The organism is Arthrobacter sp. SPG23, assembly GCF_000876655.1.
In the GTDB taxonomy this organism is placed as follows: domain Bacteria; phylum Actinomycetota; class Actinomycetes; order Actinomycetales; family Micrococcaceae; genus Arthrobacter.
Genome location: NZ_JYCN01000001.1, coordinates 1 through 22,529, shown reverse-complemented (window position 1 = coordinate 22,529; position 22,529 = coordinate 1). Strand labels below are relative to the sequence as shown.

Here is a 22,529-nt window from a genome sequence, read left to right as displayed (position 1 = left end):
GCCGGACGCACCGTCAACACCGGCCACAGGGGGCAACGGCAGTCGACGGCCTATCGCTGCCAGCCTAGCCGAAGCCTCTTGGGCGCCAGGAAAAACCCGCGTCCCTCAGCGGGCTGCGGGACGGAACCTCATGAAACCGAAGGCTGAGGAGAGCAGGAGCATCCCTCCGCCGACGGCCACCAGATAGCCGGCCAAGGGAACGCCCCCGGCGCCGCTCCTGCCGGAATCCGGCGGCGCCGCCGTCAACGTCCGGGCCGACCGGGACGGCGACGGCGATACAGCCTTTGCAGGAGGCGTGGCGGGCTGAGTGGCCGACGGCGGTTCAGCGGACGCTGGCGGGGCGGCCCCTGATTCCTGGCCTGCCATGTTTCCCTGCGGCGGCACGTCTTCCGCGCCGGAACCGGGGAGCAGGGGCTGCGTGTCGACGGGACCGGCTCCGCCCCGCGCGGGTCCGGGGCTGACTGCACCGGCCGGGGCAGTTGATGACGAAGTAGGCGCCGGGGACGGCGGCCCGCCGGAAACGCAGAAGCCGCCAGCGGCAGCCGGAACCTGCTTGTCCGGGCAGGGTTCGGCACTGGCGGGTCCGGCGAAAGCCAGGAAGAAGGCGGCGACGACGGACAGCACCGCCAGGATGCAGGGAACCAGCCGACCGTTGCGCATGTCACCCTACGCTACCCGCTCCCGCGAATTCGCTCTGCCGGCGGGCAGGCAGACCCTAGCGCCGGGCGGTGAAACGGGCGGGTGCGGCGCCGCCGTCGGCCAGGTCTGCGAGCACCCGGCCAACGGCAGGGGTGAACTTGAACCCGTGGCCGGAGAAGCCGGCCCCGACCACCACCGGACCAGAACGGTCCAGCACAAAGTCCTCATTGGCGGTGCTGGTGTACGTGCAACTGATGGGAACCGCCGACCCCGCATCCACGCCGGGCAGCCACTCCCGGACGTACCGCACCAGCGCCTCCAGCTGGACAGGTTCGGGGGTGAAGCTGCGCGCGTCCGGGTCGGTCACCGGACCCACTCCGTGCCAGCCGGCCTTGATGCCTTCGCCCGGGGTGAGCATGCCATAGACGGGGCTGTACCAGTAGGCGTCGCGGGGATCGTCCGGGTCCGGGTTGTGGTTGAAGCTGGGCCACTCCAGCGAGTCGTCCAAGGGCGTGAAGTGGGCAGGCTGCTCCTGCGTGACAACAAGTTCCGGGAGCGGGACGCGGCCACCGAGGAGCTTGCCGGTCCACGCGCCGGCGGTGACCACTACGCGATGCGCGGTGATCTCGCCGGAGTCAATAACGACGGCGGCGCGGTCGCCGTCAACGCGGATGTCCCGGACCGGCGTCGAATATTCAAAGCGGGCGCCGTGCGCTTCGGCCGCCTGGCGCAGCGCCACCAGCGCGTCGGCGGCGCGGACCCGTCCCGAGCCGGGCACCACCAGGACCTCGCCCCGGAAGTTCATGCCCCGCCAGCGCTCCGCCGCCTCTGCGGCCGGGATGAAGTGGCTCGCAATGCCCCGCTCCGCGTGCGACGAACGGACCTCCCGCAGTCGCCGGACGTTGCCGTGGTTCACCAACCCCACGAGGTCCAGGAGCTGCGTGCCCGTTTCACTCTCGAGCTCGTTCCAGAGGTCTTTGGCCTCGGTGACCAGGTCCAGATAGTCGGGCTCGGCGTACGCCATGTTGAAATTGCGGGTCGAGCCGTGGGAGGCGCCGATGTGATGCCCCTGTTCGAACTGCTCGAGCAGGACAACGGACCTGCCGCGGCGGGCCAGTTGCCACGCGGCAGCGGATCCCATCGCCCCTCCGCCGACTACAACGACGTCAACTTCCACCACAGCTCCACCCAACTCAGTCCCGCGGCCTCGTCACGAGGCCTGTTGCCGGGACCCATTCTTCCGGATGGCGCGGTTCAGCCTGCGAAGGTTACATCGCTGGTGCCCTCCACGGCAGCGGTGCGGCCGGGAGCCGTATGGTACTTCCAGTAGAGGTTGGTGTGCGCGATGACCTTGTCCGGCGGCGGGGCACCCCACTCGCTCTGGTCCTCCGTGGTGTGTGCATCACCAACGAGCGTCACGTCGTAGCCGCGGACGAAGGCTCCGTGGATCGTGGAGCGGATGCACTCATCGGTCTGGGCGCCGGAGACGACCAGCCGGCCCACGCCTTCCCGGGCCAGAACGTCTTCCAGGTCGGTGTCCTCGAAGGAGTCCGCAAAGGTCTTGTGCACCAGCGGTTCCCCGTCCTGGCGCTTCAGTTCCGGCACGAGCTCCCAGGCATCGCTTCCCTTCGCCAGTTGACCACTCGAGTGCTGGACCCAGACCACTGGCACTCCTTCGCCCCGGGCCTTGTCCACGAGGGTGGAGATGTTGGCGACGACGGCGTCGCGCTGGTGGACATCGGACACCACTCCGTTCTGGACGTCGATCACCAGCAAGGCGGTGTTGGGTCGATCCGACAGTGTGGTCATGACGGGCTCCTCAGTGTTTGCCGGACATGCGACGGCCATGAAGTGGCAGTCCGTTGCATGCATTTTACGTGGGCTTAACTTGATCGGTCTTGTGAGCCTACAAGAGGCAGCGACAGACTTAAAGCACTTGATGAACCGATCAATTCTGATCGTTCGACCAGACCAGCGGAAGTTGTTCGCAGAGATGCGTTCGGCCCGTTTCGCGGCGAAGCTGCCGGCGGGCCGGCTCCGCAGACCGGAAGGATTAGTTATGGCCGGCAAGTTCGAAGTTTTTGTTGATGCAGAGTTGCAGTACCGGTTCCGGCTGACGACGCCGGAGGGAACCGAGCTGGCTGTGTCAGGCGCGTACCGCGACAAGCCGTCGGCCGTTGCGGCTATCGATGCAGTCCGCGAGTGCGCGGGTATGGGACTGATCAGCGACCTCTGCCCTGCCGGCAGTTCGGCTCTGCCACCCGCGCAGGCACCGGCTGCTGCCATGCCGGCCCCGGCCGCCTGCGACACCCGGCGGTTGCCGGTTGACGGCTTCCGCAAGCATGCCGCGGCCCGCCGGACTCCGCACTGGTCGGGGGCAGCCTGACCCGCGGCCGGTAACGTGTAGGCAGTAGAGGGAAGCATGCCTGCGACCTGCCGCACGCGGAGGGATTCACGTTGTCAGAAGATTCGAGTACCGGAGCGCCGGACCCGAGGGGCCGGCTCACGTCCCGAATCCTCCGCGGCGGCACCGAACCCGATCCGCGGTTCACCTTGGCGAACGAGCGCACCTTCCTCGCGTGGATCCGAACGTCCCTCGCCCTGCTTGCCGGCGGCGTCGCCGTCGAGGCGTTTATGGCCGAGCTCCTGGGCCCTGAACTTCGCAAGACCATTTCGGTACTGCTGCTGGTCCTTGCGCTCGTGATTGGCGGCGGATCGTTCTTCCGGTGGGTGAATGTGGAACGCGCCATGCGGTCAAAAGCACCAATGCCGCTCCCCCTCATGGCCCCGGTCTTGGCCATCGGCGGAGCGCTCGTGGCCGCCATCATGGTGGTGTTCGTGATCGCCCGGCCGGCCTGAGCATGGCTTCCCGCCGCGAGGCCCCCTGGCACGGCGACGCCGGCCTCCAGCCGGAACGCACCGATCTCGCCTGGAGCCGCACCACCCTGTCCATGGTGATCGCCGCCGCCGTTTTCCTGCGCTGGCTGCCCCACCACGGCTGGTTCGTGGGAACGCTCGTGGGTGCCGCCGTCGTCACCGCGCTGGCCATTAACCTTACGCAGAAACACCGCTTCCACCGCGCCGTTCGGGGCATTAAGCACGAAACCATGGACCCGCACATAGGGTCGACGGCGGCGGTGGCCGCGAGCGTCGTCGTCCTCGCCCTGCTGGGGATTTACACCGTACTGTTCCTTCCGCTGCAGCCGTGACCGGCGCGCGGCCGGCGGTCAGAAAAGCGTCAGCTGGCCGTCTGCTGATCCATCGGGGTCGGCCAGCGGACCTTCGGGTGAGCTCATTCCCACCATGTATTTAACGTCCGGAAGCAGCTCGCCAATGCAGGTCTGACCCTCCAGCACCGGGATCACCGCCACGTTTGCACTGCCTTCGGTACTTGAATCTGCCACTGGGTGAGTTTATGGCAGGGCACCGACGCCGCGGGGGCGACACTCCAGCGTGCACCCGGTGGGGCTCGAACCCACGACCCGAGGATTAAAAGTCCCCTGCTCTCCCAGCTGAGCTACGGGTGCGCTGAACTCCGCCTAAGCCTGGCCCTCCATGGCTACGGCCGGTTCCCCGGAACTGTTAACCGGGGCGGCGGCCGGCCGCTTCGCGGTCGGTTCCGTAACACCGGCAGGCCTGTGGACCCGTCGCCAAGCCCAGGGCAACAGGTACTGGCGGGCCCACACAAGGTCCTCGGCCCTGGCCCGGCGCCAGTCGCCCCGCGGCAGGTCACCGGCCTGCAGGGGCGGCAGGGGGTGCGGCACCCTGAGCGCATCCAGCACCCTCATCGCCACGGCGTAGTGTCCCAGCGGGGACAAGTGCAGCCTGTCCTGGTCCCACATCCGCCGGTCCCGGAGCTCCCGCAGGCCCCACAGGTCGGCGATCACGGCGTCATGCCGGGAGGCGATCTCACGGATGTTTTCGTTGAAGACTGCAACCCTGCTCCGGTTGCGGCCGAGCACCGGCGTTGACCCCCAGTCCGGCCCGGTGAAGAGCACCAGGGTGGCGCCGCAAGACCTGAGCAGCGCCACGCCGTCGTCGAGCCTGTCAGCGAGCTTGTCCGGATCACTGCCGTGGAAAACCATGTCGTTGCCTCCGGCGGAAAGCGTGATCAGATCCGGCTGGAGGACCAGCGCAGGACCGGCCTGCCGGGCCAGGATCTGCTCCAGCAGCAGGCCGCGCACGGCCAGATTCGCGTACGCGAAGTCCGTATGCCCTGCACTCAGTTCCTCCGCCACCCGGTCGGCCCAACCGCGGACCCCGCCCGGACGCCGGGGGTCGGGGTCGCCCACTCCTTCGGTGAACGAGTCCCCCAATGCCACATACCGGCGCCACGGATGCCCGCCTGCAGCGGCCGGATAACCCGAGCTGCGCACGCCACCCTGGGCCTGGCGTCCTGACAGATCCTTGTCATTAATTGTCACCACACACCTCCTCGTGGGAAGCCTGCGCCCTTTCTCTGATTAACCACGGAAGGGGTCCACATGTTCCGAAAACCTGGCGGAATGCCGTGTTTGTGAATGGAATGCTTGCTGCTCGCCGGGCGTTAAAACGAGTGTCCGCTGTTATGGGTAACACCGGACTGACGGGAAGGTAATGAGCAGGAAAATCGAAACAGTGGAAACCGACACCGGGAAGGTCATCAGCTACCGCCGGCACCCCAACGGCGGGGGCCTGATCGGCCGTGGCGCCGAGGTGGACGAGTCGTCCTTCATCAGTCCAACCGCCTATGTGGAGGCCGGCGCCCAGGTGGGCCCCGGATGCCGGGTGGGCGGCGGCAGCTGGATCGACAGGCATGCTCGCGTCGGCCACAGGGTGGTGATCGGTGATGCTGTGTACGTGGGGCAGGGAGCGGTGATCGGCCACCGGGCCCGTATCGGCAGCCACTCCAAGATCGGCGCGGGCGCCGTGATAGGTCACGGAGTCCGCCTCCACGGCGACAGCAAGGTCGCCCAAGGCAGCCGCCTCCCGGCCAGGACCAGGGCGTCGGCAAGCTCTCCGCCGCCGTCCCTTTCGGACGGTAACCGTCAGGCGGCCTGACGCCTGGGTTTACCGGACAGCGTCCCTGCTCAACCGACGAAGCCGGGCCGGGCCCAAAGCCTCTCGTGGGACGCGCCTGAGTGGGATTAGCTTTAACGCATACCCACCGTTAGGTCATTGAAAGCGGGGATGCGTGATGGGTGGCGCAAGGGATCCTGATGGCGGACGCGGCCGCGACGACGAACCCGACGGGGCTGTTGCCGACGGTGTTGTCCCCGACGGGGCTGTTGCCGACGGGGCTGTTGCCGACGGTGTTGTCCCCGACGGTGTTGTCCCCTACACCGGGCCTGTGCCTTACGACGGCGACGTCCCCTACGAGGAGGACCGGGGCTATTTGGACGATGTGGGTGCCCCGGAAGAAGGTTCCTTGCCGGGAGGTCCGGCCGCTACCACCCGGGAAACGGTGGTTGCCCGCGAAGAGGAACGGTTCGGCGGCATCAAGATAGGTGCGGCTTTCTTCGGCTGGCTGACGGCGACCGCTGTGACTGTCGTGCTGGCCGTCTTTGTCATGGCGGCCGCACGGGCGGGCCTTCTGGCTGGCGCGGACATGACAGCATCCAGCCTGGCATGGTCATGGCCCGGTGATGTCACCGGCGCGGCGCTGCTGCTGGTGATCCCGCTCCTCGCCTATTTTTCGGGCGGTTACGTCGCGGGACGGATGGCGCGGTTCAACGGCGTCGGACAGGGACTCATGGTGTGGCTGTGGGCGGTGATTGTGGCCGCGGCAGCGGCCGTCGTCGCCATGGTGAGTGGGATTGTTGGCGGCGGCCAGCTGAACGTCCGGAACATGCTCAACGAATTACTTCGCCTTCCCGTGGACGAGGTCCCGCTGGGCACGGGAAGCATTATCGCGGCCATCGCCGTCGCCGCGCTGGCCCTGCTGGGCTCCGTCCTGGGCGGCATGGTTGGAGTTCATTACCATCGGAAAGTGGACCGGGTGGGGTTCACGCCGACGGAAACGTACTACCACACATAGGTCCGGCTCAGGCTTCGACGGGAGCTGCGAACCGTTCGCCGTTGAAGTATTCCAGCTGCCAGCCGTCAACGGCGTGGTGGTGGGCGAGGTTCAGAACGGCGTTGTCGACGCTTTGCAGCGTGCGGCCGATCGCGCGGCTGAGGCTCACGCGGATGAGCGTGCCGTGGGCCACCACCAGGACACGGCGGCCGCGAAATTCCTCGGCCAGTGTTTCCAGCGCGGCCAGCCCGCGGGAGGCTGCCTCGTCCTCACTTTCCGCGCCGCGAAAACCGCCGGGGATGCGCAGCGCTTCAAGTTCGGGGCCGGCCTGCAGGCCCTCAGCCGGTCCGAAGCTGCGCTCGGTGAGCTCCGGCACGTGCCGGTCCACGCTGAGCCCCAGCCCGTCGGCAATCAGCTTGGCGGTTTCGGCGGCACGGCTCAGCGGCGAGGACACGATCGCGTCCCACTCGTGGCCGGACAGAGCAGCGGCGGCGTCGCGCGCCTGTTCGCGGCCGACGTCGTTGAGCGGAATGTCCGTGGATCCCTGCAGCCGGCGCTGCGCATTCCAGTCAGTCTGGCCATGGCGGACAAGGGCGAACGTCGTAAGGGTCATGCCTTCCATTGTGCCTTGAGGGCGGGCCGGGTCATGGCACGCCCTCGGCCTTCAGGAACTGCCCTCCCTACGCTTGGGCGGCAGGCCTGCGGTGCTGGCCCGCACCACCAGTTCCGCCGGATAAATGACCGGTTCCGTTGACGTCTCGGGATCTTCAATTCGGCGGACCAAGAGCCGGCCTGCCGTGACTGCCATATCTACCATCGGCTGCGTGACTGTGGTCAGGTCCAGGCCGTTGCCGGCCGTGAGCCCGTGGTTATCAAAACCTACGACGGCGACATCCCGGGGTACCTCCCGGCCCAGGCTTCGTAGCGTCTCGATGACGCCCAGGGCCATAAGGTCCGATGCGGCGAACACCCCATCCAGCTCCGGCACCTCGGCCAGCAGGTTCCGGGCGGCGTCGGCGCCGCCCGCCGTCGTGAAATCCCCGTGGCTGACTGGTCCGGGACGAAGGCCGGCCTCACGCAGTCCCTGCTTCCACCCTTCCAGCCGGTCCGCGGCGGCGGTCATGTCGGCCGGACCGGCTACGGTTCCGAGGTTGCTGCGTCCTATGGAGGCAAGATGCCGCGCCGCCAAACGGCCGCCCTCGAAGTTGTCCAGGTCCACGAACGGGACGCCGAGCCCTGTGTCCCACGGCCTGCCGATCAGGACAGTGGGGAGGCCGGTCCTGGCGAGCGTCTCGGCCCAGTCGTCGGCGCGGTGGTGGGACACCACAATGGCACCGTCCACGTGGCCGCCGCGCAGATAGCGCATGGTCCTTGCAGAGTCGTCACCCGCGCGGGACATCAGCAGCACCAGTTGCATGTCTGTCCCCCGGAGGGCTTCGTTGACGCCGGTGATGACGGCGGCGAAGAAGGGGTCCATCATGACCCGGGCATCCGGCTCCGGAATGACCAACGCAATCGATGCGGTGCGTTTGGTCACCAGACTGCGCGCCGCACGATTCGGTGTGTACCCCAACGCGACGATCGCGGCGTCGACGGCGGCCTGGGCTTGCGGGCTCACTTTGAGGCCGCCGTTGATCGCCCTGGACGCCGTGGAGCGGGACACCCCGGCCGCCGTCGCAAGATCTTCAAGCGTGGGGCTCGGCCGCCCTGCCGGAGGGCGGCCGAGCTGGCGCGTCTGTTCCTTCATTACACCGACAATACGACACCTGACGCTGAAGCGGATGCGAGGGTGCCGGCGGCCGGAACTGCATTCTCCGCCGCCACCGAGGAATACCAGAGGGCGCTGGCCTTCGGGATGCGCAGCTGGGTTCGGTAGTCCACCCGGACCAGGCCAAAGCGCTGGTGATAGCCGAAGGACCATTCGAAGTTGTCCAGCAAGGACCAGGCGAGGTACCCGCGGACGTCAACTCCGTCTCGGATCGCGTCGTGCACCGCGCGAAGGTGGGCAGCGAAGAACCCGATCCGGTCCTGGTCGTCCACGAAACCGGCTTCATTCGGGACGTCATCGTAGGCTGCCCCGTTTTCCGTAATGAATACCGGGATGCCTGCGGGGCCAGTGTATTCGAGCTGCAGGCGGTTGAGCAGCCGGCGCAGCCCCTCGGGCTGGACCTCCCAGCCCATGCCGGTAACCGGCAGCCCGCGGGAAACAGAGCGGGCGCCGTCGGCGGCGACAAACGGGGAGGAGACGGGGCGCACCGCCGCCACCTCCGCACCTGCCGGCTCCGGGTGCTCCGCCGGGTCCTTGGTGACGGATTCCCCGTGATAGTAGTTGACGCCCAGCAGATCGAGCGGCGTCGAGATGATCGCCAGGTCGCCGTCGTGGATGCGTTCGGCCAGACCCAGGTGCGCCACGTCCGCCAGGAGATCCGATGGATATTCCCCCCTCAACACCGGGTCAAGGAAGATCCTGTTGAACTGGCCGTCGATCCGCCTGGCGGCGTCGCGATCACTGTCGCTGGCCGGGTCCCGGGGGTCGGCGACGGTCAGGTTCAAGGTGATGCCCAGGGTGGCCTCCGGGTCAAGGTGGCGCAGTTCGCGGGCCGCCAGTCCGTGGCCGAGCAGCAGATGGTGGGCGGCGGCCAGTCCCGCCCGGGGGTCCTGCCTTCCGGGTGCGTGGATTCCGGCGGCATACCCCAGGAACGCCGAGCACCACGGTTCGTTGAGGGTGGTCCAGATCCTGACCCGGTCCCCAAGCGCCGCATGAATGGTGGCCGCGTATTCCGCGAAGCGGTAGGCGGTGTCCCGGTTGGTCCAGCCGCCGTTGTCCTCCAGCGCCTGGGGCAGGTCCCAGTGGTACAGGGTCAGCCACGGCGTGATTCCGGCGTCCAACAACTCGTCCACCAGCCGGGAGTAGAAGCGGATACCTTCGGCGTTCGGCGTCACGCCATCCGGCATGCAGCGCGCCCATGACGTGGAAAAGCGGTAGGCCTTCATATTCAGGTGTTTCATGAGGGTGACGTCCTCCGCGTAGCGCCGGTAGTGGTCGCATGCCTCGTCACCGTTGTGTCCGTCGGCCACCGCGCCGGGCAGCCGCGCGAAGGTATCCCAGATCGAGTCCTGCCGGCCGTCAACATGTGCGGCGCCTTCGATCTGATATGCGGCTGTGGCCGCGCCCCACAGAAAACCTTCGGGGAATGTAAGCGGGGTGGTGCTCATCCTTTGACTGCTCCTTGCATAATTCCTGAAACGAGTTGGCGCCCTGCCGCGATGAAGAGCAGCAGCAGCGGGACGGTGGCCAGTACTGCACCGGCCAGCACCACCGAGTAGTCCACAAAGTGTGCGGCCTGCAGCAGCTGCAGCGCTACCGGCAGGGTCGGATTTGAGGGGTCCAGCACAATGAAGGGCCAGAAGAAGTTGGTCCAGGTGGCGACAAACGTGAAGAGCGCCAGCATGGCGGCGGCCGGTCGGGCCGCGGGGAATCCCACGTACCAGAAGGCCTGGATCATGGAGGCCCCGTCCATCCGGACAGCCTCGATGAGTTCATCCGGCAGGGCGTCGCGGAGGTACTGCGTCATCCAGAACACGCCGAAGGCCGTGACAATTCCGGGGATGATGACGGCCCAGAGGGTGCCGGTCCAGCCCAGCTTGGCCATCACGATGAACAGCGGCACCACGCCGAGCTGCGTGGGCACCGCCATGGTGGCTATCACGAAGACCAACAGTCCCTTGCTCCCGCGGAAGCGAAGTTTGGCGAACGCGAATCCGGCGAGGGTCGAGAAAATCACCACGGAGGCGGACGTGACGGTGGAGACCAGGATGCTGTTGCCCATGGCTTTCCAGAAAGGAATGCTGTCAAAGACCTTTGCGGCGTTGGCCAGGAAGTTCCCGCCCGGAAGGAGCGGGATGCCCCGGCTCAGCGCAGTGCTGTCGTGGCTGCCCACCAGGAAGGACCAGTACAGCGGGAACAGGGAGGCCAGCAGGACGGCGCCCAGGGCACCGTAGGTCAAGGGTCCGGGACGCCGGATGTCCCCGGCGCCGCCGCGGTTCCGGGGCCGCCCCGCCCGCGGGTTCGGGCGCTTGGCGGCTGCCTTGGCGGCCCCTTTTCCGGCGGTCTGTCGGATCATGGGGATGGAGCTCATTTGCGGCCTCCCTGGTTAGCGATGCGCCGGGTGAGAAGGAAATTCACGAGGGCGATCAGCACAATCATCAGGAACAGCAGCCACGCCACCGCGGATGCCCTGCCAAAGTTGCGCTGGCCCCAGCCAAGCTCCCAGATGTACATGGTCAGTGTTTGCCACTGCCGGTCGGCGCCGCCGAGTCCGGACTGGTCAAACACCCGCGGCTCATCGAAGATCTGCAGCCCGCCGATGGTGGACGTGATGGCCACGAAAATCACGGTGGGCCGGAGCATCGGAACCGTCACTGACAGGAACTGTCGGACGCGGCCGGCGCCGTCGATGGTGGCCGCCTCGAAGACATCGCGCGGGATGGCCTGCATCGCCGCCAGGAAGATCAGTGCGTTGTAGCCGATCCAGCGGAAGTTCACCATCGTGGCGATGGCAACGTGGCTGGCAAGCTGGTCGGAATGCCAGCGGACCGGGTCGAGGCCCAGGAGGCCAAGGAATTCATTGACGAGGCCGAACTGGTCGGCAAAGAGATTGTTGAAGATCAGTCCAACCGCCACGGGAGCCACAACGAAGGGCACCAGCACCCCCATCCGCCAGAACGTCTTGGCCCGCAGGTTGGCGTCCAGCACCGCTGCGATCAGCAGCGCCAGCACCACTTGCGGCACGGAAGAGAGCAGGAAGATGCTTAACGTGTTGCCCACTGCGTTCCAGAAGTACGGCTGCCCAAGGACAAAACTGAAGTTCTCGAAACCGATGAACTTGCCTTGGCCGCCGATCAGGTTCCAGTTGTGCAGTGACACCCAGCCTGTGTAGAGCAGCGGAAACAGTCCCGTGAGCGCAAACAGCAGGAAGAACGGCGAGATGTAGAGGTAGGGCGACAGCTTGACGTCCCACTTCGATACCTGTTGCGAAAACGCGAGCCGCCGGACGTCCCTGTTGCCGGGTTTTTCCTCGTCAATTGATTGGCCTTGGGGCCTGACCCGGTCCGTTACTGACATGGCTTAGAGCGACTTCACAGCCGTGAGGAACTTCGCCCAGGAGGACTCGGCGTCGTCCGACTTGTCCACGTCAACGCGGGTGAGAGCCTGCTGCATAGCGTCGTTGATGGCGAAGAACTTCGGTCCCTTGAACGGGGAGTCACCGACGGCCTTGGCACGCTCTGCGAAAATCTTGCCGGTGGGGGCGTTGTTGAAGAACGCGTTGGTCTGGCCCAGCAGTTCCTCACTGGTCAGCGCCTCAACCTGGCTCGGGAACGTGCCCTTGGCGGTGAACGCCTTGATCTGCTGCTCCGGGGCGGTCAGCCAGGCTGCGAGCTTCTTGGCCTCAGCCTGGTTCTTGCCCTGCGACGGGACGGTCAGGTACGAACCGCCCCAGTTGCCGCCGCCACCCGGGAAGACGTTGGCGACGTCCCAGCCCGCGACGCCGGCAGCGTTGCCTTCAATGACACCGAGCATCCAGCCGGGGCAGAGAGTCGTGGCGAACTTCTGGGACTGGAAACCGGCCACCCAGTCGTTGCTCCACTGGCCCAGGTGCGCCGAGAGGTTGTCCTTCGTCGAGGCGTTCAGGACCTTGGTGTAGACCTCCTTGACCTCCGGGTTGTCGGCGGCGATGACCGTGCCGTCCTCGTTCTCGTAGGCCTTCGACATCTGGTTGCTCATGCCTTGGTAGATGGCGCCGGCGGAATCAAACCATGCCGGGCCCGTCCCTGCGGCGGCGAACTTCTTGCCGGCGTCGAAGTAGCTGTCCCAGGTGGTGCCGAGCATCTTGGCGACAGATTCGCGGTCCGACGGCATCCCGGCGGCTTCAAGCAGTGCCCCGTTGTAGCAGACAGCCTCAGGCCCGGAGTCCGTTCCGTAGCCGATGAGGTGCCCGTCCTGGGTGGTGGCTGCCTCGGTCTTCCATTCCAGCCAGCGCCCTTCCACGGCAGGGTCCTTCAGATCCACGAACTGGTCCGGGTACTCCTTGAGTTCGGACAGCCAGTCGACCTCGATGGCCTCGATGTCCGAGAGGCCCGATCCCGCCGCCAGGCGCGTGGTCAGGTTGTCGCGCGCTTCGTTCGTGGTGGCGGCCTTTTTGTGCTGGATCGTCACGTTCGGGTTGAGGGTCTCGTATTCCTTGAGCAGGTTCTCGTAGCCGAACTCGTTGAACGTCGCGAGGCTGAGGGTGACCGGCTCCTTGCCTGTTTCACCGGTGGGCCCGGCGTTCTTGGGGGCATCCGCGCCGCAGCCACTCAGAGCGAGTGTGAGGCAGGCGGCCGATGCCGACAGGGCGGCAAGTTTGCGGGGGAATTTCACGCGGGGACTCCTTTGTCAGGGTGTGGGGACCGGAAGGGTAAGGGGCCGGCCGCCCCGGATCGGTACATGAGAGCGCTCCCAGATCGATCATGGGAGCGCTCTCACCAGCATGGTGTCGTACATCACGCCGTATTGTCAACAGCGCCATACCTGCCCATTTCGAACCCTTGCCCGGAGCTGGATGCGGTGTTACGCTTCCCGGCGGGAGCGCTCCCACACCTCCGCGGGCACCGGGAGCAGGGCTCCAGTTCCCCGGCAGCCCCCGTGAGCGGCCGAAGGGAAATCCGTCCCAACAGAGAGCAGGACCAGCAATGCCGCTAGCCCACTTCCGCCTCCGACCAGGGGCGCCGCAGCCCCGCCTCCGGAGGCCTCTGCGTCTCCACACCCGGCTGTTCGCGGGCAGCATCGCCGTCCTGCTGGGCGCGCTGGCCACAGGTGCCGGTCCCGCAACGGCGGCCGAGCCCGCCGCACCGGCGAAGCCGGCCCCGGGACAGCCGCAGCCCGCGCCCCAGCCCGCGAAAGCCAAGACAGCGCCGGCGCCGGAGTTCGGTCCCAACGTCCGGATCTTCGACCCGAGCATGCCTGTGGCCGAGATCCAGGCCGAGGTGGACGCCATTGCGGCCACCCAGGTCGACGACGAAATGGGTACCAACCGGTACTCCCTGCTGTTCAAGCCCGGCACCTACGGCAGTGCCGAGGAGCCGCTGATCGTCCAGGTTGGCTACTCCACGGAGGTCGCCGGCCTCGGGGCATCGCCCACGGATGTCACCATCAACGGGCACGTCGACGTCTACAACCGGTGCCTGACCGCGGACAACTGCATCGCCCTGAATAACTTCTGGCGCTCGTTGTCCAACCTCACCATCAACGTCACCGGCCTCGACGGCTGCCGGAGTTCGGCCAACTTCTGGGCCGCCTCCCAGGCCTCCCCCATGCGGCGGGTCAACATCACCGGCGGCAACCTGTCCCTGATGGACTACTGCACTGCCGGGCCGCAGTACGCCAGCGGCGGCTTCATCTCAGATTCGAAGACCGGGGCCGTCATCAACGGCTCGCAGCAGCAGTACTTCGTACGTGACAGCAGCATCGGCGACTGGTCCAACGGAGTCTGGAACCAGGTCTTCTCCGGTGTGGACGGAGCCCCGGCGCAGTCCTTCCCCAATCCGCCGTACACCAACCTGGCGAGCACCCCGATCAGCCGTGAGAAGCCGTACCTCACCCTCGACGCCGACGGCCAGTACAGCGTTTTCGTTCCGGCGGTCCGCCAGGACTCCGCCGGGACCACCTGGGAAGACGGTCCGACGGCGGGCCGCAGCATTCCGCTGTCCGACTTCTATGTGGCCAGGCCCTCCGACTCGGTCAAAACCATCAACTCCCAGCTGGCGCGCGGCAAGAATCTGCTGCTCACACCGGGGGTCTACGGCATCGACGAAAGCATTGAAGTAAAACGAGCCAACACGGTGGTGCTCGGCCTCGGAATGGCCACTCTCACCGCAGTCAATGGCGCCGTTCCCTTAACCGTCGCGGATGTTCCCGGCGTCGATATTGCGGCGGTGACGGTCGATGCCGGCGAGGTGAATTCACCCGCGCTGATGAGGATCGGCAAGGCCGCACAGGGCGAGGGCGGCGGGCCCGCCAACTCAGCGGTCCACACCGACCCCGGCAATCCCACCACGCTCCACGATGTGTTCTTCCGCATCGGCGGCCCGCATGTGGGCAAGGCGTCAGTCAGCCTGGAAGTCAACAGCGACAACGTGCTGCTCGACCACATCTGGGCCTGGCGTGCGGACCACGGCAACGGCGTCGGCTGGACAAGCAACACCGGGGACAACGGCGTCATCATCAACGGCGACCACGTCACGGCCACCGGCCTGTTCGTGGAGCACTACCAGGAGTACAACGTCATCTGGAACGGCGAACACGGCAGGACTGTCTTCTTCCAGAACGAACTGCCCTACGACGCGCCCAACCAGGCCGCTTGGCAGCATGACGGCATCCTGGGCTGGGCAGGCTACAAGATCGCCGATTCCGTCAGGACCCACGAACTCTGGGGCGGGGGCAGCTACGTCTATAACAACGTGGACCCCACCATCCACGCCACCCGGGGCTTTGAAGTGCCCGTAACGCCAGGCGTGAAGCTGCACGGCCTGCTCACGGTCAACCTTGGCGCCGGAACCCTGGACCACGTCATCAACGACACCGGCGCGCCGGTATCGACGGATGCCGTCGGAGTGCCCAGCTACGTGGCGAACTTCCCCTGAGCACCCCGCGTGGGCGGGTACTCATCGTCCCGTCCACGCGGCTCCCGGCTGCTGTCCCGCCGGATTCAGGGAATCAGCCCGCGGCCTGCCGTCGCACGATCTCGTTGATCCAGACCGGCGCGAACGGGGAGGTGCAGTTCGGCGGCGTCGGGTAGTCCTTGAGCACCTCGAGCCGTTCACCGATGTCGATCGCCCGGGCACGGTACGCGGCATGGTGAATCCCGATCTGCGCCAGGCAGGTGTTCATCGCCCATTGCAGGCGGTCGGGTGCCTCCTTCATCTGCGCCTCGATGGTATCCAGCAGCCCCGGCAGGTCCAGCCCTTCAGGGTTCTTCGCGACCCGTTCGCTGGTGAGCGCCCAGCCGGCGCTGGCCACCACCGGATCTGAATCCGCAGTCCAGGCCACGCGCAGCCCTTCGGCATGCGGGCTGCGCTTGACCACGTAGTTCACCAGCCAGTCCTGCACCTTGGGCGCCCGCGCCTGGCGCAGCATGGCATCCAGTTCCCCGCGTTCGAACTCCTTGGGCCGGCAGATCAACAGCCCGAGCAGCCGGGCCGCGGTGTCGTCCGTCGCCCACAGCTCGCGGGCCAGGGCCTGCTGGGCCTTGAGCCGTTTGGCGATGGCACGCAGCTTGGAGAGGTTCACGCCGTGATCATCGCCGTGCTTCTCGTTGACTGAGCGCATTCCTGGGTCTTCGAGCTCGGCCAGTTCGGCTTTCAACTCGGCAACTGTCGTCTCGGACATTCCAACCTCCCGGTCATTCACCCGCTGGGTCCCAGCCTACGGCCCAACGAAGAAAGGGGCGGCCGGAATCCGGCCGCCCCTCGGCATCACTCGGCGTCGACTGTAACCACAATCTTGCCGCGGGTGTGCCCCTCCATGTTGAGGCGGAAGGCATCTGCCGCCTGCGCCAGCGGGAAGGTTTGTGCCACCTCAACCCGGAGCTTGCGCTCATCGACCAGATCGGCCAGTTCCTGCAGCTCGGCGCCTACGGGGTTCACCCACATCCAGGTACCGCCGTGCTGCTCCACCTCGCTGTCCGCGATGGAGGCGTGCCTGCCTCCGTCAGCCAGGACAGCCAGCGTGGATTCGAGGTTGCCGCCCACGAAGTCCGCGACCACGTCGACGCCTTCAGGACGCAAGGCGCGGACCCTGTCTTCGAGTCCTTCGCCGTAGCTGACGGGCTCGGCACCGAGCGACCGGATGAAGTCGTGGTTCTTTTCTGACGCGGTCGCAATCACTTTGGCGCCGCGCGCCGCGGCAATCTGGATACCCAGGGACCCGACGCCGCCGGCGCCGCCATGGATCAACACGGTCTCCCCCGCCTTGAGGCCCAGGCGGTTGAGGACCTGATATGCCGTCAGTCCCGCCAGCGGAAGGCCTGCGGCCTCGTTCCAGGTCAGGGAGGCGGGCTTGCGGGCCAGGAGCCGTTCCGGCAATGCGATGTACTCGGCGAAACTGCCGCCGTGGACATAGTCTTTGCGGCCATAGGAAATGACTTCATCGCCGGGCTGGAAATGCGGCGCATCGATGCCGACCGACTCTACGACGCCGGCCACATCCCACCCGGGGATGGCCGGGAACTGCAGGTCCATGGCTGCGTCGAGGTAGCCGGCCATGATTTTCCAATCGACCGGATTCACCGCCGCCGCCTTGACCTTGACCAGGACCATCCCCGGCCCGACCTTCGGCAGGGGCTCCTCCGTCAACCCAAGGACGTTCGGACTTCCGTATTCGCTGTAAGTAATTGCCTTCATGCAGGCCTCAACCGATATCTTCCGGACACTATTCCGGACCTACCCGGCAGACCCCGACTGTTCCGCGTAGGCGCTGGCCTGGTCGCGCACCTGGCGAACATAGGAGTCGGACTGGTTGTAGGCGAGCACCGCACCGGTCCACCCCCTGGCGGTGGTGAGGTCACGGCCGCCCCCGCACAGGTAGGTGGCGGCGCTGAGTGCGGCATCGTCGATGTTCAGCGGGTCGGCGACGCCGTCGCCGTTTCCGTCCCGTCCCGCCTGTTCCCACGTGGAGGGAATGAACTGCATGGGTCCGACGGCGCGGTCCCAGAGGGCGTCGCCGTCGAGCACGCCGTCGTCCGTGTCCGGGATGGCGGCGAAACTGCCGCCGTCGAGGCTGGGGCCGATAATCGGCCCGCTCACCTGCCCGGTGTTCGACAGGCTGCCGCCTCCGTGACTCCCGTGCGCGGACTCCACGAAGCCGATGGCGGCCACGGTATTCCACCCGATCCGGCACTCGGGCGTGGCGGCGTTGGCGAGCTCCGCAGCAGCTGCGTAGGCCTGGAGTGCCCGGGCGGGAATGCCCGTCTGCGCCGCGGTCCGGGTGAGCCATTCCGCGTCAATCGTGCTGTCCGTAATGTCCACGGCCCTGGAGCTGAAAGCGGTCAGCGTCGCGAGTTTCGCCCCTGATTGCGGCGGTGCCGACGGATCCCAAGGCCCTGCCGTGCCGGACGGGCGGAGCACCCAGAACAGGAGCCCCGTGATGACGCAGGTCGCGAAAAGGCAGAAGACGGCAAGGCGCTTGAGGCGGAGCATGGACGTGGCGGTTCTCATTTCCGGTGTTTTGTTTAGCCGGGAGCAACTTACACCATCTTCCCCTTGCTTCCCCTCCCGACGGCGGCGCAACCCCGGAGGACCGGCTGGCGCCGATTTTTGGCGCCAAAAAAGCCCCGGACCTAATGGTCCGGGGCTTTGGGGCCCGTTACCGCTCGATGCTGACGGCGAGATCCAGGTGAATGTCACTGTCGGCCACAAGGCGGTCCTGGAGGTAACGCGCCAGGCTCGCATCGGTGGCGGTGTGAATGCTATTCGGCACCGCTCCCCGCAAAAGCGCCTGCGTGTCAGTGGACTTGACCACGTCCAGCGGCGCCCAGCCACGGTGGCTGGAGGTGAGTCGCTCAATGTCCGTGCGGAAAGAGCGCTTGTGGTCCTCACGGACGGTGGCACGAACGGTGAACGGGATAAAGGAAGTAGGCAAAAGAGGTCCTCTCACGAGGCAACCGGTGGTCGGCGCCCCAGTGATAACAAGTCGCATCAAGGCTCCTGTTATTCCCCCGAAGCTGCCGACGAGTCCGACGTCACGGGGGGCGGGAGGCGGACCTACCGCAGAATCACCGTGCGGTTGCCGAGCAGCAGGATCCTGCCTTCGCAGTGCCAGCGCACGGCATTGCGCAGGGCGGCGCATTCGGCGTCCCGGCCAACGGCCACCAGGTCGTCCGCCGTGTAGGTGTGGTCCACCTCGATGACCTGCTGCGAAATGATCGGGCCCTCGTCGAGTTCAGCGTTGACGTAGTGGGCCGTTGCGCCCACGGTCTTCACGCCGCGGTCATAAGCCTGGTGGTACGGCTTGGCACCCTTGAAGCTGGGCAGGAACGAGTGGTGGATGTTGATGGTCCGGCCCGCGAGCCTGGCCGAGAGTTCATCGCTCAGGACCTGCATGTAGCGGGCAAGCACCACCAGTTCCACATCAAGCTCGTCCACGAGTTCCATCAGCCGTGCTTCGGCTTCCGGTTTCGTCTCCTTCGTCACCGGCAGGTGGAAGAAGGGGATGCCGTGCCACTGGACCAGCGCCTCCTGCTCGCGGTGGTTGGAGACGACGGCGACGATCTCCACCGGGATGTCCCCGGTGCGCGCCCGGAACAGCAGGTCATTGAGGCAGTGCCCCATCTTGGACACCATCACCAGGACGCGGCGTTTGCGGCCGTGCGGCTCCAGCTGCCAGTTCATCTGCCACTGTTCCGCGAGGGCGGTGAAGTCCCGGCGGAGCTCCTCGGTGCTGAAGGCCTCCTGCTGCGAGGAGAAGTGGACCCGCATGAAGAAGTGCCCTTCCTTGCGGTCCCCGTACTGCTTGTTGTCGATGATGTCGCAGCCGTGGTCCAGCAGGAATCCCGAAATCGCGTGGACAATGCCGAGCGACTCGGCGCAGTCGAGGGTCAGCACATGCTCGGCCTCGGCGGAGGGTTCCGCCGGCTCCGGGGCAGATTGGTTCAGCGTCTGTGCGGTGCTCATTTCTTCACGTTCCCCAGTTCCTCCGCGGCGGATTCGGGCTCCATGTCCTGGCTGAGTTCAGCCTGGAACGTGGCGTAGCGGGCCAGGTGCGCGGGGCGGCGGCGCAGTACCAGCCAGGCGGCGCCGAGCAGGATGAACCACACCGGCGTCACCAGGAGCGCCAGCAGCGTGTCCGGCTGCGTGGTGAGCGCCCACAGGACGAAGGCGAAGAAGGCGAAGACCACCCACACCATGGGGACGCCGCCGGGCATCCGGTACTTTGACGCCTCGTGCAGCTGCGGGCGGCGCCTGCGGAACGCGATGTAGCTGGCCAGGATGATGGACCAGACAAAGACGAAGCAGACGGCGGAGACGGTGGTCACCATGTCGAAGGCCTTGCCGATGTCCGAGCCGGCATACATCAGGATCACGCCGGAGAGCAGCAGGACGCAGGAGAGGAACAATGCATTCTGCGGGACCTTGCGGCGGGACAGGCGGCTGAACACGGACGGTGCGTCACCTTCCTGGGCCAGGCCGTAAACCATGCGCGATGTGGAATATATACCGGAGTTCGCCGAGGACATCGCGGAGCTGAGCACCACCAGGTTCACCACGGTGGCGGCGGCGCCGAGTCCGGCCAGGGAGAACATGGCGATGAACGGGCTGTGGCCGGCCTGGAACTGGGTCCAGGGCGTGACGGACATCAGGATGATGAGGGCGCCCACGTAGAAGAGCAGCACGCGAATGGGGATGGAGTTGATGGCCTTGGGCAGGTTCTTCTCCGGGTCCTTGGCCTCCGCGGCCGTGGTGCCCACCAGCTCAATGCCCACAAAGGCGAACACTGCGATCTGGAAGCCGGCCACAAAACCCATGAACTCGTTCGGGAAGAACCCTCCGTGGCTCCACAGGTTCGAGAAGGTGGCCGGGCCGGCGTCGGACTGGAATCCGCTGAAAATCATGAACAGGCCCACCAGGATCAGCGCCGCGATGGCGATGATCTTGATCAGTGCGAACCAGAACTCCGTCTCGCCGAAGGCCCTCACCGTGGTGAGGTTCAGCAGCAGGAGGATGGCGATCGTGGCCAGGCCCGGGATCCACAGGGGAAGCCCCGGCCAGAGTTCCTTTGAGTAGCCGGCAATGGCGATGACGTCCGCGATTCCGGTGATCACCCAGCAGAACCAGTAGGTCCAGCCGGTGAAGAAGCCGGCCCAGGGGCCCAGCAGGTCCGCCGCGAAGTCGCTGAAGGACTTGTAATTCAAGTTGGACAGCAGGAGCTCGCCCATGGCCCGCATCACGAAGAACAGCATGAAGCCGATGATCATGTAGACGAAGATGACGGACGGACCGGCCGCCGAGATGGTTTTGCCGGAGCCCATGAAGAGCCCGGTGCCGATGGCGCCGCCAATGGCGATCAGCTGAATGTGCCGGTTGCTCAGCTGCCGCTCAAGATGCGGCTCCTGGTGGGCGGTCAGGGTCTTAGTTGTCACGTGCTGCTCCTCGGATCAAAGCGGACTGGAGTGCTGCTGAGGTGGTCGCCTGATCCGGCCCGCCGGGGGCCGGATCAAGGTTGTTGAAGCTGTACAGATGGATGCCTGCGATGTTCCCCGGCTGGCTTTCCAGCCCGGCCACCAGGCTCTGCGGCGAGTAGCGGTCACCGCTCAGCAGCTTGCGCGCCAGCGGCCCCTTGCGGCTGAGGAACTTGAGCGAACTTCCGACGCCGATCTGCGTCGCCAGGGAGACCAGCTTGGTCCGCGGAACCGCCCCGGCCACGCCGGCCCACACTGGCAGCTGCACCCCTTCCCGGCGCAGGAGCGCCGCGAAGTCGAGGATTTTCGGCGCGGAGAAGCACATTTGCGTGACAACGTTCGATGCCAGGTGCTGCTTTTCCAGCAGGGCGTCCAGCAGGTCCACCGGGCCCACCAACGGGTGGCCCTCCGGGTAGCCCGCAATGCCAACCCGCATCCTGCCCCCGGTGTACTGGGCGATGTCTTCCAGTACCGGGAGGGCCGAGCCGTAGGGGCCTGCCGGCTGCTTCCGGTCTCCGCCGATCACAAACACTTCACCGATGCCGGCAACATCGCAGTCGCGCAGGATGCCGGTGAGCTCGGAACGGCCGGGAAGGCTCCGCGCCGCAATGTGCGGGATGACCGAATAGCCGAGCAAACCCAGCTGTACGGCGGCTCGCATGGTCCGCTCAATGCCATGGTGGGGCAGGCACGTCACGGTGAGCGCCGTGGTCAGAGGCACGTGGGCCCTGACCCGGTCAACGATTCCCTCTGAAGGGATGATTTCGGTCCTGATGGGGAACATCATTGGTCCTCTCTGGCTATCAAATGGTTGTCAGGAATGTGCTGCGATGAGGGAGCTGGCTTCCTGGCGGGTGCTGCCGGAGCTCTCGATGTGGGCGAGTTCGGCCGGGATGTCCCAGCCCTTCTTGCGCATCGCGGTGGCCCAGAGCCGGCCGGCACGGTAGGAGGAGCGGACCAGCGGCCCGGACATGACGCCGAGGAAGCCGATCTCCTCGGCCTCCGTGGCGAGGTCCACGAATTCCTGCGGCTTGACCCAGCGGTCCACGGGGAGGTGCCGTTCGGACGGGCGCAGGTACTGGGTGATGGTGATCAGGTCGCAGCCGGCCTCGTGCAGGTCCCGGAGGGCCTCGGAGATTTCCTCGCGGGTCTCGCCCATGCCCAGGATCAGGTTGGACTTGGTGACCATGCCGAGGTTCCGGCCCTGCGTGATGACGTCCAGGGACCGCTCGTAGCGGAACGCGGGGCGGATGCGCTTGAAGATCCGCGGCACGGTTTCGACGTTGTGCGCGAAGACCTCGGGCTTGGAGTCGCAGATCGCGGCGATGTGTTCGGGTTTGCCGGAGAAGTCCGGGATCAGCAGTTCGACGCCGGTGCCCGGGTTCAGTTCGTGGATCTTCCGGACCGTTTCGGCGTAGAGCCACACGCCTTCGTCGGCGAGGTCGTCCCGGGCCACCCCGGTGACGGTGGCGTAGCGCAGCTGCATGGCCTGGACCGAGCGGGCCACCTTGGTGGGTTCGAACATGTCCACCGGGGAGGGCTTGCCGGTGTCGATCTGGCAGAAATCGCAGCGCCGGGTGCACTCGGAGCCGCCGATCAGGAACGTGGCTTCCTTGTCTTCCCAGCACTCGAAGATGTTCGGGCAGCCTGCTTCCTCACACACGGTGTGCAGGCCCTCCTTC

25 protein-coding genes and 1 tRNA gene are annotated in these 22,529 nt (G+C 66.4%); 6 read left to right on the top strand and 20 right to left on the bottom strand.

Annotated features, from left to right (window positions below):
• Positions 1-105 precede the first annotated feature (105 nt).
• From TV39_RS00125 to TV39_RS00115, 3 genes are all read right to left on the bottom strand, one after another.
• Positions 106-660, bottom strand: coding sequence for a hypothetical protein (locus TV39_RS00125; RefSeq protein ID WP_043476616.1), 555 nt, complete (start codon positions 658-660; stop codon positions 106-108).
• 55 nt (positions 661-715) lie between these two features.
• Entirely contained in the window at positions 716-1,816 is a 1,101-nt protein-coding gene (locus TV39_RS00120; RefSeq protein WP_043476953.1) for an FAD-dependent oxidoreductase, read from the bottom strand.
• A gap of 77 nt (positions 1,817-1,893) precedes the next feature.
• Positions 1,894-2,448, bottom strand: coding sequence for a cysteine hydrolase family protein (locus TV39_RS00115; protein WP_043476613.1), 555 nt, complete (start codon positions 2,446-2,448; stop codon positions 1,894-1,896).
• A 250-nt stretch (positions 2,449-2,698) separates the two neighbouring features.
• On the opposite strand from TV39_RS00115, the gene TV39_RS00110 reads away from it, so the two are divergent.
• The 3 genes from TV39_RS00110 (at position 2,699) to TV39_RS00100 (ending at position 3,848) form a co-directional block, all read left to right on the top strand.
• Positions 2,699-3,025: a YegP family protein gene (locus tag TV39_RS00110; RefSeq protein ID WP_043476610.1), complete on the top strand. Its 327-nt coding sequence runs from the start codon at positions 2,699-2,701 to the stop codon at positions 3,023-3,025.
• Positions 3,026-3,096: 71 nt separating this feature from the next.
• Complete coding sequence (locus TV39_RS00105) at positions 3,097-3,498, top strand: YidH family protein (RefSeq protein WP_082049355.1); 402 nt, start codon at positions 3,097-3,099, stop codon at positions 3,496-3,498.
• A 2-nt stretch (positions 3,499-3,500) separates the two neighbouring features.
• Positions 3,501-3,848, top strand: a complete 348-nt coding sequence (locus tag TV39_RS00100; RefSeq protein ID WP_043476604.1) for a DUF202 domain-containing protein — start codon at positions 3,501-3,503, stop codon at positions 3,846-3,848.
• Between the two features lie 18 nt (positions 3,849-3,866).
• Here the strand turns inward: TV39_RS00100 and TV39_RS22200 are convergent, their stop codons facing one another.
• The 3 genes from TV39_RS22200 to TV39_RS00090 all read right to left on the bottom strand — a co-directional run bounded on the left by TV39_RS22200 (position 3,867) and on the right by TV39_RS00090 (position 5,063).
• A complete protein-coding gene (locus tag TV39_RS22200; RefSeq protein WP_160292474.1) occupies positions 3,867-4,043 on the bottom strand; it encodes a hypothetical protein in 177 nt (58 codons plus the stop codon).
• Between the two features lie 50 nt (positions 4,044-4,093).
• Positions 4,094-4,166, bottom strand: a tRNA-Lys gene (locus TV39_RS00095).
• A gap of 12 nt (positions 4,167-4,178) precedes the next feature.
• The gene (locus TV39_RS00090) at positions 4,179-5,063 is read right to left on the bottom strand and encodes an SGNH/GDSL hydrolase family protein (protein WP_082049354.1); all 885 of its coding nucleotides are present in this window, start codon (positions 5,061-5,063) and stop codon (positions 4,179-4,181) included.
• Positions 5,064-5,235: 172 nt separating this feature from the next.
• Between TV39_RS00090 and TV39_RS00085 the strand changes: the two genes are divergently transcribed.
• Entirely contained in the window at positions 5,236-5,679 is a 444-nt protein-coding gene (locus tag TV39_RS00085) for a DapH/DapD/GlmU-related protein (RefSeq protein ID WP_043476599.1), read from the top strand.
• A 136-nt stretch (positions 5,680-5,815) separates the two neighbouring features.
• Entirely contained in the window at positions 5,816-6,655 is an 840-nt protein-coding gene (locus TV39_RS00080) for a hypothetical protein (RefSeq protein ID WP_043476596.1), read from the top strand.
• Between the two features lie 7 nt (positions 6,656-6,662).
• Here TV39_RS00080 and TV39_RS00075 read toward each other — a convergent pair whose 3' ends face one another.
• Genes TV39_RS00075 through TV39_RS00050 form a run of 6 tightly spaced genes read right to left on the bottom strand, consistent with a single transcriptional unit; the run spans position 6,663 to position 13,055 of the window.
• The gene (locus TV39_RS00075; RefSeq protein WP_082049351.1) at positions 6,663-7,256 is read right to left on the bottom strand and encodes a histidine phosphatase family protein; all 594 of its coding nucleotides are present in this window, start codon (positions 7,254-7,256) and stop codon (positions 6,663-6,665) included.
• 42 nt (positions 7,257-7,298) lie between these two features.
• Positions 7,299-8,381 carry a LacI family DNA-binding transcriptional regulator gene (locus TV39_RS00070; RefSeq protein WP_043476590.1) on the bottom strand — a complete coding sequence of 361 codons (1,083 nt, stop codon included), beginning with the start codon at positions 8,379-8,381 and terminating at the stop codon, positions 7,299-7,301.
• Entirely contained in the window at positions 8,381-9,850 is a 1,470-nt protein-coding gene (locus TV39_RS00065) for a GH1 family beta-glucosidase (RefSeq protein ID WP_043476587.1), read from the bottom strand. Before TV39_RS00065 ends, TV39_RS00070 begins: the two co-directional genes overlap by 1 nt.
• Entirely contained in the window at positions 9,847-10,773 is a 927-nt protein-coding gene (locus TV39_RS00060) for a carbohydrate ABC transporter permease (protein WP_043476585.1), read from the bottom strand. The genes TV39_RS00065 and TV39_RS00060 overlap by 4 nt, the downstream gene beginning before the upstream one ends.
• Positions 10,770-11,759, bottom strand: a complete 990-nt coding sequence (locus tag TV39_RS00055; protein ID WP_043476583.1) for a carbohydrate ABC transporter permease — start codon at positions 11,757-11,759, stop codon at positions 10,770-10,772. Before TV39_RS00055 ends, TV39_RS00060 begins: the two co-directional genes overlap by 4 nt.
• Positions 11,760-11,762: 3 nt before the next feature.
• Positions 11,763-13,055 carry an ABC transporter substrate-binding protein gene (locus TV39_RS00050; protein ID WP_043476580.1) on the bottom strand — a complete coding sequence of 431 codons (1,293 nt, stop codon included), beginning with the start codon at positions 13,053-13,055 and terminating at the stop codon, positions 11,763-11,765.
• A gap of 311 nt (positions 13,056-13,366) precedes the next feature.
• Between TV39_RS00050 and TV39_RS00045 the strand changes: the two genes are divergently transcribed.
• A complete protein-coding gene (locus TV39_RS00045; RefSeq protein WP_043476576.1) occupies positions 13,367-15,316 on the top strand; it encodes a hypothetical protein in 1,950 nt (649 codons plus the stop codon).
• A 73-nt stretch (positions 15,317-15,389) separates the two neighbouring features.
• On the opposite strand, the gene TV39_RS00040 is transcribed toward TV39_RS00045, so the two are convergent.
• From TV39_RS00040 to lipA, 8 genes are all read right to left on the bottom strand, one after another.
• Positions 15,390-16,061: a DNA alkylation repair protein gene (locus TV39_RS00040; protein WP_043476573.1), complete on the bottom strand. Its 672-nt coding sequence runs from the start codon at positions 16,059-16,061 to the stop codon at positions 15,390-15,392.
• 86 nt (positions 16,062-16,147) lie between these two features.
• Complete coding sequence (locus tag TV39_RS00035; RefSeq protein WP_043476570.1) at positions 16,148-17,074, bottom strand: NADP-dependent oxidoreductase; 927 nt, start codon at positions 17,072-17,074, stop codon at positions 16,148-16,150.
• Between the two features lie 39 nt (positions 17,075-17,113).
• Positions 17,114-17,887, bottom strand: a complete 774-nt coding sequence (locus TV39_RS00030) for a lytic transglycosylase domain-containing protein (RefSeq protein WP_235347216.1) — start codon at positions 17,885-17,887, stop codon at positions 17,114-17,116.
• A 148-nt stretch (positions 17,888-18,035) separates the two neighbouring features.
• A complete protein-coding gene (locus tag TV39_RS00025) occupies positions 18,036-18,311 on the bottom strand; it encodes a hypothetical protein (RefSeq protein ID WP_235347215.1) in 276 nt (91 codons plus the stop codon).
• Positions 18,312-18,433: 122 nt separating this feature from the next.
• Entirely contained in the window at positions 18,434-19,342 is a 909-nt protein-coding gene (gene purU / locus TV39_RS00020; RefSeq protein ID WP_052500439.1) for a formyltetrahydrofolate deformylase, read from the bottom strand.
• Positions 19,339-20,808, bottom strand: a complete 1,470-nt coding sequence (cycA, locus tag TV39_RS00015) for a D-serine/D-alanine/glycine transporter (RefSeq protein WP_043476564.1) — start codon at positions 20,806-20,808, stop codon at positions 19,339-19,341. The genes purU and cycA overlap by 4 nt, the downstream gene beginning before the upstream one ends.
• Positions 20,798-21,634, bottom strand: coding sequence for a methylenetetrahydrofolate reductase (locus TV39_RS00010; protein ID WP_082049350.1), 837 nt, complete (start codon positions 21,632-21,634; stop codon positions 20,798-20,800). Before TV39_RS00010 ends, cycA begins: the two co-directional genes overlap by 11 nt.
• Before the next feature lie 27 nt (positions 21,635-21,661).
• The coding region (gene lipA, locus TV39_RS00005) for a lipoyl synthase (protein ID WP_043476561.1) at positions 21,662-22,529 on the bottom strand (868 nt) is incomplete at its 5' end.